Below are 12,118 nucleotides of genomic sequence, written 5' to 3' on the forward strand. Positions count from 1 at the left end.
ATTTAAGTTCAGTGAATATTATGAGCTAAAGCTCTTCACCTAAAAAAGCAAAAGGTAATAGTGTCGCAATAGTATTCTCAGAATATTCTGTTTCAGACTGGTAGCTGTAGACAGTACAGTCATTCATCGATTGCTCTGCAATCACTTGGCGACATGAACCACATGGCTGTGCCGTCACCAGCTGTTTTTCAGCATTACGAGCACCAATGTGTACTTCTTGAATATCACCTTTTTTGATCCCTTCCGCAATAGCAGTAAAGATTGCATTACGCTCTGCACAAATGGTCGTTGGATAAGCTGCTGATTCTACATTTACCCCCTTAAAAACACGCCCATCTTTACACACAACAACTGAAGCAACATTAAACCCTGAATAAGGTGCAGAGCTATTATCTAGCAGTGTTTTTAATTCGCTAAAATAGTTTTTTTTCATTATTTAATTCCCTGTTATATCCTTAAAAAATACAATATATAATTGCTTTAACTTATTGTTTTGTAAAATTGAGTGATCCAATTACATTTGAAGCTTCTCAATTTGTTGTACGACCCACTCTGATTTTTTGTTTTATTTTTTGTTTTAATAGTATTTTTATTTAGTACTACCTGTAGCCTAACTTAATAATTTTTTTGCTGCAGCGACTACAATTGAGATTGCATGCGACTCTGTTTTTTTCATGGTCGCCTCATCTGGAATCTCTTGTTGAGTTCGGTTTACAATTACGCCAGCTACGCAGGCAGCTGCCCAACCTTGTGATGCACACATAGTAAAGAGCGTCGATGACTCCATTTCATAGTTAAGTACACCAAGCTCTTGCCACTCTTGCATTGAACCTTTGAACTGACGTATTACACGCCCCGAAACCGTATCGTAGCGTTCTTGTCCAGGATAAAAGGTATCACTAGAAGCCGTTACACCAACATGCGGTTCTATATTTGCATCACGACAAGCTGCAACCATTGCAGTAGTAGCATTAAAGTCAGCAACCGCAGGGAACTCTAATGGAGCGAAGTGTAAGCTTGCACCGTCTAAACGCACTGAAGCTTGTGTCACAATCACATCTCCAACGTTAACATGTGGTTGAATAGCGCCTGTTGTTCCAATGCGTAAAAAAGTACGTACACCAAGCTGCGCTAGCTCTTCTACTGCTATCGATGTTGAGGGACCACCGATACCTGTTGAGCAAATAACAACAGGCTTAGTATCAATATAAGCAAGATAACTCGTATACTCGCGATGACTCGCTAGAAAAGTTGCATTCTCCATCAACTCTGCAATACGTTTTACGCGCTCAGGATCACCTGGGACAATCGCTAAAGTTGCCCCATCTAACATCGCTTTGGTTAATCCTAAATGAAATACATCAGACATAAAATCTCCTTCATTAACGGTATATAACCGTTTTTTATTCTTTAATTATAAATGGGTTGCGGTTTGTATCACGTTCTTAACAGTGAAACCAAACATTCAAACAGTTGATCTGCTGGTGCTAACTCATCAAAAGTTGTCATACCAATCACTTTGCCGTTTAAGCCAACATACTTGTACCAGGATAAAGTAAAGCGGCCGCGCTCAGCTTAACCTGGATTAGTTGGGTTGTGCTTTAGGAAGTCAGTCCATAGCACTTGTACAATATCTGCCATCCCCATTGGTACGCCAGGGTGACCTGAATTGGCTTGTTGAACTGCATCCATACTAAGAGCACGAATGGCATTAGCTAACGCTTGACGAGAAGCTAAACTTGATGGATTTGACGGCATTAATAACTCCAGTACTGAAAAATGTTTGTATAAAGTAAAATCAGTGTATGAAGTAAAAAGGGAATAAAGTGAGACCTAGATCGACACAATGACTAAAAATAGCCCTATAAACAATCTACTAACAAAATATGTGGTTATCTTATGAAATGAGTAAACCATATTTTAGTAATAACTCATCCCCTTACAAAGTAATTGCTTTAAAGAGCATGATAAAGAACAACTAACGTTGATGAGTACTGCGTTTGCTATATTGTAAACTCGCATAATGAACTACGCGATCGCATACCCAACTTTCTAATTTCCAATTTTTAATGAAAGCACAGTGCCCACCTTTATCTTGCAAATCAATTGATAAAAATGGCGAATCATACAAGTCGTCTAATTGATGTGCTGGAATAATAGGATCGTCTAATGACGTAATAATAGTCGTCGATATTTCTAGCTTTTGTAATGCATTGCCTAAAATAGAATATCCCTCAAAATAAGCTTGGGTAGATTCAAAACCTGTATGTTCGACAACAAAAAAGTCATTCATTGCATCTAAAGAGTTAAGCTTTGACAAAGCATCGCCATAAGTAAGATGAGAGTGATGCTGTAATTTTTTAAATAATGAATTTTTCCATCTTTTTACAAAATATTTTTCATAAACAGGAAAACCAGTATTTAAAGCTTCCATCGTTGTTGGAGGATGTAATAAAGGGCAAATAGCAATCGCTTGATCTAATTTTAATTCTTGCTGCTTTGCTAAATTAGCAACACGTAAACAAAAGTTTCCCCCCAATGAATAACCACACAACAAGTTATGACTCCCGCCATATTTATCACAAAGATACTTCACAGACTCAATGACTTCTTGTATTCGTACTGAATTAAATAAATCTTTATTCAGATGTTGAGTACCACCATGATCTCGAAAGTTTAAACGAAAAACATCATAGCCTTGATCAAGTAGTTTTTGACCTGTAGACAACATGTATAGAGATTCAGAGCACCCTTCCCAACCATGTAATAAAATAGCTAAGCCTTTATTACCTTTAGACGCTTTAGTTAGATAACCTAATAATTTAACTCCTTGCGGTGTAGTAATAACCTCTTTAATTGCAGTTGCCAACAATTGTTTACAACGTTTTTTTTCAAGCCACTTACGCGGACCAGTACTGGATATAATAGATTGTAAATGATGGTTAGAGAGGCCTATTGCAGGAGTAAATTGGTTCATTGTGTTCCTAACTTTGTTCATGTTGTGATTAATATAATACTAACCACATTTATTAACAGATCTACTTTATACCAATTATTTTAAATAATACCAATTGCATTAAATAAGTGATCTAAATTTTGCGCAGGAAAAATAACTTAGTTTAAGGCATAACTTAAGTTAAATATTTGTTCTATTTACGAAAGTTACAACGAAGAAATAAGTTATTTTAACAAGTAAAATAGATCAGTTACTTAGTGTGATTGGTATAAGTAATCTAAATTTTAGGTAGGAAAAATGACTAATTTCAAGGCATAAATTGAGTCTTTCGAAGCTTAACCTGTTTGCGCTGAAGAAATATAATACGGAAAAATTCACCTGAAAATTCATAAATAATCTAAAAGAAGTCGGTAAGAAAAGTTAATACGTTTACATATTCACATGTACAGATCGTACTTAAAAGAAAGGGTTAATATGAGTGTGACGATTAAGTTTTAACACACTCACAATAAGACCAATCACGGCTATTGAATATGATTGGTATGGTATTTTATTTAGTTATGTTGGTAGCTCTTTTCCCACAGCTTGAATAGATAAATAACAGAAAATGTTAGGCACATATATAACAGTCCCGCAGCTAAATAAGCTTCAAAAGGCGCATAATAACGTGCATTAACCACGCGAGCTGCCCCTGTAATATCGACAATAGTTACTACGCCAGCGATTGCACTGCCGTGGATCATAAAGATAATTTCGTTACTATATGCAGGTAGCGCTCGACGTAAAGAGTTAGGCAATGTGATGCGTTTTAGACGCTGCCAACGACTCATACCATAAGCTTTAGCAGCTTCTAATTCACCAATCGGCATTGTACTGATCACACCACGAACGATTTCAGCGGTATAAGCACCTGTATTCAAGGCGAAGGCTAATAAAGCACAAAACCAAGCTTCTTGAAAGTAGTACCATAACCAACTCTCTCGTAAAGAATCAAACTGTGCGGCACCATAATAGATAAGGAACAGTTGTACTAATAACGGTGAGCCACGGAAAAAATACATATAAGCCCAAATCGGTCCTTTAATAAACCAATTTGAATGGCTACGTAAAATACCCGCAGGAATTGCAATCACTAAACCAATCAATAGTGATGCCGCGACCAACCAAGTGGTTGTCCATAACCCTTCTAAATAAAACGGGTATTCATTAAGAATAATTGAAAAATCCATGTCTATCTCGTTTGTATACTATATTTACGCTCGGCCCACTTTAGAGCAGAGGTAGAAACAGCGGTATAAAATAAAAATATCAACGCTACCACTAGGTAGAATGTAAAGGGTTTCTGCGTCGAGCCGGAAGCATCCCCCGCAATTTTAACCATATCTTGCAAGCCAATAATTGAGACTAGCGCAGTCGTTTTTAATAACACTAACCAGTTATTACCTAGGCCGGGCAGTGCATAACGCATCATTTGTGGGAACATAACACGAGAAAAGCGTTTGTACTTATTCATGCCATAAGCAGTGGCGGCTTCTAATTGGCCTTTATTAACCGATAAAATAGCACCTCGAAAGGTTTCAGCCATGTAAGCGCCAAAAATAAAACCAATGGTAACAATACCAGCAAAGTATGGGCTGATATCAATATATTCAGGTAGATAAGCAGTCCACTCATGGTCAGGGTAATAACCGGTCAGTGTTTCATTCAACCACTCATTTAAATTGTAACTCATATCATTGATCAATAACTGCCCACCAAAGAAGATAAGCAACATCAGAATCAGATCAGGAATACCACGAATAATTGTGGTGTAAAGTGTCGCGATACTTTTTAGTACTGTGGAATGAGATAACTTAGCAAGGGCTGCTAATAACCCCAATACTACAGATAGCACTAAAGACAGCAAAGCCACTTGTAGTGTTAACCATGCACCTTCTAGAAAAATGTCTTGGTAACCGTATAAAGAAAACATATAAACTTCTTTTTAATAAATGCCAATATCATAGATAACGACTTGATTGACATAAAAAAAGGATGGCGTAACCGACAAAGATATTACAGCTGGTTACTCATCCTCTCTATTTTAACGCAATGTGTTAATAGCGATTAACACTCGCTATATTACTCTTGACCGTAAACATCGAAAGTGAAGTATTGGTCTTGGATTTTCTTGTAAGTACCATCAGCACGGATTGCATCAATAGCTTTGTTTAATTGCTCAGCTAAATCAGTATCTTGCTTACGAATTGCAATACCTGCACCGTAACCAAACCATTTTGGATCGTTTAACTTAGGACCAACAAATTCAAACTTATCGCCATCTTCTTTAGCTAGTAAACCATCAGAGATTGCAGCAGAATCAGCCATTACATAATCAACACGACCCGCTTTTAAATCTAAGTAAGCTTCATCAGCAGAACCGTAACGTTTAATTTTTGCAGATGGGAAGTTATCTGAGATGTATAAGTCCATCGTTGTTGCACGCTGAACACCAATTTTTTTACCATCCATAAATGCTTCTGTACCTTCGTAAGCAGTGCCTTTTTTAGCAACAAAACGTGCTGGGATATGTTGGTATTTCTTAGTAAATGCGACTTTCTTTTTACGCTCTTCAGTAATATCCATTGTTGCGATAATCGCATCAAATTTACGACCTAAAAGTGCAGGAATAATGCCATCCCAATCTTGTTTTACTAAAGTACATTTTGCTTCTAACTCTGCGCATAGTGCATTAGCAATATCAATATCAAAACCAGTTACGCTGCCATCTTCTTCTGTTTTACTGAACGGAGGGTATGCACCTTCTACACCGATTCGAATCTGTTTCCATTCTTTTGCTTGTGCAGTATTGAATGCAAATGCAAACAGTGCGATTAATAGGCTAATTTTTTTCATGGTATTTCCTTATTTTATGATAAACGATTGTCTTTAGTAATATGTGAGGCTTAATGCCTCATGTAAATCTAATACACAGTTGAGATAAACTGTTTAAAACGTTCTGAAGTTGGATTAGTGAAGATATCTTCAGGCTTTCCTTGCTCTTCTACAAGTCCTTGATGCAAGAATAAAACTTTATTCGATACATCTCTAGCAAATGCCATTTCATGGGTTACCACCAACATAGTGCGCCCTTCTTCTGCAAGATCGCGCATAACTGTCAGCACTTCCCCTACCAATTCTGGGTCTAATGCTGAAGTCGGTTCATCAAATAGCATCACTTCTGGTTCAACAGCTAATGCACGAGCAATAGCAACACGTTGCTGTTGACCACCCGATAGCTGCTCAGGATAGTAATCTTTGCGCTCATATAGCCCAACACGTTGCAATAACGCTTCTGCTTTTACAATGGCTTCTTTTTTAGGGACACCCAAAACATGAACAGGCGCTTCAATGACATTCTCTAAAACAGATAAATGTGACCAAAGATTAAACCCTTGAAACACCATTGCTAAACGACTACGAATACGCTCAACTTGTTTAATAGAAGCAGGTATTGCGCCACGCTTTTTATCTTGTTTCATTTCAATTAACTCACCGTTAACTAAAATATCACCTGAAGTTGGTGTTTCTAATAAATTAACACAACGTAATAATGTGCTTTTACCCGAACCTGATGCACCCAAAATAGAGATAACATCTCCTTTATGTGCTTCTAGATCTACGCCTTTTAGTACTTGGTTATCAGCAAAAGATTTATGTAAGTTTTTAATTGATAGAGTAGGTACAGTCATTAGTAATTTTCATCATGGTTAAACGGGTTCATTATATATTGTACCTAGTTTATTGAATGGGTTAATAAAATTTATGCAGTCTTTTACTCTGCACCAATGTCCTAAAATGTACAATAAATTAATTTTTATTTCCTCTTAAAAATAAATCAATACCCCACACTTTTAGTATTTTCTATCCATAATTGATGAAAAACAAAGCATATAATGAATTTATACGGATTTTCTTTACAAAATTCGACTACATGGTATCGTGCGCGCGATCTCAACTCTATTAAATAATACAAAAAGGTAAATGACGTGTCACAATCAATTAATTACGCTAATCCCGCTCCGCTAGGTCTAATGGGATTTGGCATGACAACTGTACTGTTAAACATTCACAATGCAGGTTTCTTTCCAATCAGCGCAATGATTCTTGCGATGGGTTTATGTTACGGTGGTGCAGCACAAGTTATCGCCGGTATTCTAGAATTTAAAAAAGGTAATACTTTTGGTCTAACGGCATTTACTTCATACGGTTTTTTCTGGATTAGCTTAGTGGTTTTATTATTATTCCCACAACTTGGTTTAGAAGATGGTCCAACACAAGCGACACCACATGCATTCATGGCATGGTATTTAGTTATGTGGGGAATATTCACTGCATTCATGTTTATCGGGACGCTACGTGGTAACTGTGTTTTACAATTCATTTTTGCTAGCTTAACAGTTCTATTCTTCTTACTGGCTATTCGTGATTTCACAGGTAATGAGTTAATTGGTCGTATTGCAGGTTTTGAAGGTCTTATTTGTGGTTTCAGTGCAATCTACCTAGCGATGGCTGAAGTGATCAACGAACAATACGGTCGCACTATTTTACCAATTGGTGAAAAATAACTTTTACTAAAGAAGCTTATTTTCCCAAATAAAAACCGAGCTATTAAAGCTCGGTTTTTTTATGGAAGATCGTTTTTAATCAGGTTTTAGCTTATTTAAAGAATGTAATTCGTTGTTGCTCCGTTAAAAAACTCCATGCTACAAAACGACTTATTTTATGACCTTGCGCCATCTCTACCACTTTAATTTCGCGAGCCCCAGACTGTTTCAGTAGCTTCTTAATTGGTGCTACGTTTTCACCTTTAGATAATAAGCAAGTAAACCAACATACCTGCTCCTTGATAAGTGTACTTTCAGTAACCATTTGTTTAACAAATGCAATCTCTCCACCAGCACAGCTTAATTCGTGTGTTTTTCCGGCAAAATTCAATTCAGACTTTGTATTAACAAGCGCTTTCTTACTTAAGTTTTCCTGTTTACGTTGACTGCCTGCAGTGGCCGCTTCCATAGAAGCATGAAAAGGCGGATTACATAGCGTAAAGGCAAAACGATCTGCACTTTTTACCATTCCAGTTAAAATATGTTGCTTACTCTTTTGTTGGCGTATGGTTATTTTTTTGCTGATATTTGGATTAGCTTTGACCAATAATGAAGCAGTCTTTATTGCTAAGGAGTCAATATCTGCGCCTACGAAGGACCAATCATAACTACGACTACCTAAAATAGGATAAATACAATTTGCTCCACAGCCAATATCTAACCCTTTTATCTGCGAACCTGTTGGCACTTCACCTTGAAAGCTATCGGTTAATAGATCTGCAATATAATGAATATAATCAACTCTCCCCGGGATCGGTGGACATAAGTACCCCTCTGGGATTTGCCAAAAGGCAATATCATAAAAATAAGCCAGTAATGCTTTATTTAATAATAATACCGATTGAGGGTCACTAAAGTTAATACTTAACTCCCCTCTTGGGTTAGTAATCACATGAGGCTTAAGTTCAGGACAAGCTGACATTAAACTAACAAAGTCATATTGACCGTGATGCAAATTACGAGGGTGTAAACCACCCTTTCTTGATGTTGTTTTTTCTGTGTTCACAGTAAAATCCATGGTGTGACGCTAATAAAATAACAAGTTAAAATTCAGTACTGTAATCGACCAATCCACCGCTGATATCCAACACTTTTCGCTGATATTCAAACTTCACCATTTGATGGTTAAATTGAGGTGCGAACCAAGCGATAAAAGTACGATCCTTCTTTTTAACTTGTTGCACACGATAAGCCTCTAGCTCACCGAATTTAGTTTTGATCGTCTCTTTACCTTTTAATTCAAAAAAGTAATGGGCAATATCATCCGATGTTTGCATATAAAACTCAAAATCAGTCTGTCCTGATTTTAGGCCTTCACTAATTTGTAAGGTAATAGTATTGAAATCAACAATTGGACCTTCAGGATTACTATATTCTGTCCGTTCTCCATTATTAATTATAACTGAGTTATGACCACTTTGGTCAAAGTTAGCAGTCATATTCACCGTACTAAAACCACTGCTTTTACGGAAAAATGCACTGCTTAGAAAACGTTGCTGTTGTTCACTCCAATAAATATCTGATTGTTGGTTACCACCAAAGGAAAACAACAAAAATGAAAAGTCAGCATCGGACTCAACTACAACTTGCTCACCAGTCCAATGGTACTCTTGCTTCATTTGCCCAATAGATAACCCTTTGTAAAAAACATCATAGGTATAACGCTGATTAGGTTCAGTTATTTGCAAACTTGATACTTGTGCTGTGTTTTCTGACGAAATATCGCTTTCAGAAGCTGCATTAGCAAATCCAGATAACGGAAGTAGTAAACTAAATAAAGTAATAGATCTTATATTAATCAATATGATTGATTCCTTTAATGCTGTTAATAATGGCAAATAAGCCATTACTTCTAGAAGGGCTTAAATGGTTTAGTAACCCTAATTGTGCAAATAGTTCATCACAATCGATTAATGCGATTTCTTCTCGTGTTTTATTATTAAAAATAATCGTCACTATTTGCATTAACCCTTTCACAACTCGGGTATCACTATCCATGGTAAACGTATAAAGCCCCTGCTGTTCAGAATGAATCAACCAAGCCATGCTTTCACAACCTTTTACTTGATTTGATTCTACCTTCATCTGTTCAGGAAAAGGGGCGAGTAATTTACCTAATTGTATAATTAAACGGTATTGAGCATCCCAGCTTTTATTCTCTAAAAATACTGCTTTTAATTGCTCAAATTGCGTTATAGATGTTAATTTTTGCACCTTACTTACCTACCTTTTGCTTCATGTAACCAGAGAAAAGAACTAAAGCACCACTACTGCCTGTCAGCTCTGCACTTTTATTATTATCTTTCCCTACCCAAGTCGTAACCACTTCATCTTGGTCGAAGCCCACAAACCAACTATCGTTAAGGTTATTAGTCGTCCCAGTTTTGCCAGCAAAGTTTTGTCCAGGATTACGCCAACGTAAGCTACGAGCAGTTCCTTCCGTTGTCACTTTATGTAAAGCACTTGATAGCTGCTCTACAGCAGCACCTGAGAATATTTGTCTTGCAGCAGGACTACGCTGATACAAAGGAATGCCATCACTAGAAACAATGGTACGGATCATCGTTAATGGTTTGTATACACCACGCATACCAATAGGTTGATACATTTGTGCCACTTCAAAGGGTGAAAGCGATAAACTGCCCAACACTAAAGATGGGTAAGCTTTAATTTTTTGCTCTACGCCCATCTCATGCAAACTATCAATGACGTTACTTAATCCAATCTGCATACCTAAGTTGACTGTAGGCACATTCAAAGAGCTCACTAAGGCTTTTTCCAAACTGACTTGACCACGAAACTTACGATCATAGTTTTTTGGTCTCCAGCGCTGCCCAGTACTGTTTTTAAGCACAATCTCTTTATCATTTAAGATATCAGTTAAGCTATACCCATTGTCTAATGCCGTTAAGTAAACGGGAGGTTTAACTAAAGATCCAATTGGGCGACGGGCATCCAATGCTCGATTAAAACCACTAAACTTCACATCCTTCCCTGATACCAAGGCACGTACTTCTGCATATTGACGATCGGTAACAACCATTGCCCCCTGCAGATCATTTTGGCCTTTTTTCTGGACTTTTTTGATACCCGTTTGAATTGCTATTTCCGCATTCTTTTGCGCTAAAGGTGAAATCGAGGTAAAGATAGATAAACCACTCTGCTTACGGATATTAGCAGGGACATTACTCACTAACTCTCGATTTAATAAACTAACAAAAGCGGGGTTTGCTCGATTATTTAACGCCTTTGCACCACTTAAATTTAAAGGGCTATTAACAGCAATACGATATTGTGCTGTATTGATATAATTATGCTCTAACATCAAACGTAAAACTAAATCTCGACGGGATAATGCACGTTTAGGGTTACGCCTTGGGTTGTAATAAGATGGGCCTTTAATAATAGCCACCAGCAATGCCACTTGTTCAACGCGTAGTTCATCAATTGGTCGAGCAAAGTAATAATCGCTGGCCAAACCAACACCATAAACTCCTGTAGCACCGTTCTGAGCTAGATAAACCTCATTGAGATAAGACTCTAATATTTTATCTTTACTGTATTTATGGTCAATCAGGACCGCGATATAAGCTTCTTGAAATTTACGCCATAAACTACGTTCCTGCGATAAAAACAGATTTTTAGCTAATTGCTGTGTCAGTGTACTGCCACCTTGAACCGTACGTCCTGCTTTCATATTCACCATAAAAGCACGCAAAATAGCAAAGGGAGAAACTCCTTGATGATGATAAAAATCACGATCTTCCATTAATATTAAAGTGTTAATTAACAGATCAGGGATTTTCTGAAAAGGAACAAATACACGATCTTGTATCTGCTTACTATTTAGCCTATCTAACAACAAAGGGTCTAAACGAATTTCATCGATTGCCCCTTGCCTTTTACTCAAACTGGCAATCCGATTACCATCAAAAGAGACGTTAACTAACGCAGCTGCTTCAGATCGATCGGGGAAATCAAAAGCGCGACGGTAAATAGTCACTTGATTGCCACTCACTGCAAATTGCCCTGCACTTTCAATACGCTGTACCGCTCGATAGTTAAGCAATTTTAATTCACTAACAAGTGCGCTTTGGGTTAATGGTTCATTCACTTTTAATAATAATGGACGAGCATAAAGCGTCGCAGGCAGATCCCATGTTGATCCATCAAGGCGATTTTCAACTTTCTTATCAAAATAGATACCAGCAATAACAATAAAGGCAAAAAAAGCTAATGTTGCTTTCCATGTAAATGACCAAATTGATTTCAGAATACGGTGCTTAAGCGGCACTTTTACTGGTTTACGTACTGTTTTTTTGCGTGTACTTGTAGTTTTTTTAGCGGTATTTTTTGTTGTGTCATTCTTGGTTGTACTGCTTTTAGCACTTGCTTTAGGCTTATCAGCCGTGCCTTTTTTTTGTGGTGTTTTTGCCATAACAGATCTAATTAACTCAATTTAATATAATAGATAATTCTGTGAATAATATTTTCATTCATCAATGCGCCGCTAATA

Annotated in this window: 12 protein-coding genes and 1 pseudogene; 1 reads left to right on the forward strand and 12 read right to left on the reverse strand. The window is 37.1% G+C overall.

Annotated elements, in window-relative coordinates; genetic code table 11:
• Positions 1-25: 25 nt before the first annotated feature.
• The 8 genes and pseudogenes from cdd to V5290_RS12405 form a co-directional block, all read right to left on the reverse strand.
• Positions 26-433: a cytidine deaminase gene (cdd, locus tag V5290_RS12370; RefSeq protein ID WP_333386131.1), complete on the reverse strand. Its 408-nt coding sequence runs from the start codon at positions 431-433 to the stop codon at positions 26-28.
• 177 nt (positions 434-610) lie between these two features.
• Positions 611-1,369, reverse strand: coding sequence for a uridine phosphorylase (udp, locus tag V5290_RS12375; RefSeq protein WP_333386134.1), 759 nt, complete (start codon positions 1,367-1,369; stop codon positions 611-613).
• 212 nt (positions 1,370-1,581) lie between these two features.
• A pseudogene (locus tag V5290_RS12380) lies at positions 1,582-1,758 on the reverse strand (hypothetical protein); the annotation flags it as partial.
• Positions 1,759-1,978: 220 nt separating this feature from the next.
• Complete coding sequence (locus V5290_RS12385; RefSeq protein ID WP_333386137.1) at positions 1,979-2,977, reverse strand: YheT family hydrolase; 999 nt, start codon at positions 2,975-2,977, stop codon at positions 1,979-1,981.
• 533 nt (positions 2,978-3,510) lie between these two features.
• The gene (locus V5290_RS12390) at positions 3,511-4,185 is read right to left on the reverse strand and encodes an ABC transporter permease (protein WP_333386138.1); all 675 of its coding nucleotides are present in this window, start codon (positions 4,183-4,185) and stop codon (positions 3,511-3,513) included.
• A gap of 2 nt (positions 4,186-4,187) precedes the next feature.
• Positions 4,188-4,928, reverse strand: a complete 741-nt coding sequence (locus tag V5290_RS12395) for an ABC transporter permease (RefSeq protein WP_290041621.1) — start codon at positions 4,926-4,928, stop codon at positions 4,188-4,190.
• Between the two features lie 149 nt (positions 4,929-5,077).
• Complete coding sequence (locus V5290_RS12400) at positions 5,078-5,851, reverse strand: ABC transporter substrate-binding protein (protein WP_333386144.1); 774 nt, start codon at positions 5,849-5,851, stop codon at positions 5,078-5,080.
• Between the two features lie 68 nt (positions 5,852-5,919).
• Positions 5,920-6,687 (reverse strand): ABC transporter ATP-binding protein, encoded by a 768-nt coding sequence (locus V5290_RS12405; RefSeq protein WP_113819418.1) that lies wholly within the window; start codon positions 6,685-6,687, stop codon positions 5,920-5,922.
• Positions 6,688-6,984: 297 nt separating this feature from the next.
• On the opposite strand from V5290_RS12405, the gene V5290_RS12410 reads away from it, so the two are divergent.
• Complete coding sequence (locus tag V5290_RS12410; protein WP_333386148.1) at positions 6,985-7,563, forward strand: acetate uptake transporter; 579 nt, start codon at positions 6,985-6,987, stop codon at positions 7,561-7,563.
• 91 nt (positions 7,564-7,654) lie between these two features.
• Here V5290_RS12410 and rlmF read toward each other — a convergent pair whose 3' ends face one another.
• The 4 genes from rlmF to mrcB are packed head-to-tail and all read right to left on the reverse strand — an operon-like array spanning position 7,655 to position 12,040.
• Positions 7,655-8,608 carry a 23S rRNA (adenine(1618)-N(6))-methyltransferase RlmF gene (gene rlmF / locus V5290_RS12415; RefSeq protein ID WP_333386151.1) on the reverse strand — a complete coding sequence of 318 codons (954 nt, stop codon included), beginning with the start codon at positions 8,606-8,608 and terminating at the stop codon, positions 7,655-7,657.
• A gap of 37 nt (positions 8,609-8,645) precedes the next feature.
• Positions 8,646-9,404, reverse strand: a complete 759-nt coding sequence (locus V5290_RS12420) for a DUF3108 domain-containing protein (protein WP_333386153.1) — start codon at positions 9,402-9,404, stop codon at positions 8,646-8,648.
• Positions 9,397-9,816 (reverse strand): SufE family protein, encoded by a 420-nt coding sequence (locus tag V5290_RS12425; protein WP_333386156.1) that lies wholly within the window; start codon positions 9,814-9,816, stop codon positions 9,397-9,399. The genes V5290_RS12420 and V5290_RS12425 overlap by 8 nt, the downstream gene beginning before the upstream one ends.
• Before the next feature lies 1 nt (position 9,817).
• Positions 9,818-12,040 carry a penicillin-binding protein 1B gene (mrcB, locus tag V5290_RS12430; protein WP_333386159.1) on the reverse strand — a complete coding sequence of 741 codons (2,223 nt, stop codon included), beginning with the start codon at positions 12,038-12,040 and terminating at the stop codon, positions 9,818-9,820.
• Positions 12,041-12,118: the final 78 nt, after the last annotated feature.

The sequence above is a fragment of the Psychromonas arctica genome, from assembly GCF_036697365.1.
Lineage (GTDB): Bacteria > Pseudomonadota > Gammaproteobacteria > Enterobacterales > Psychromonadaceae > Psychromonas > Psychromonas arctica_A.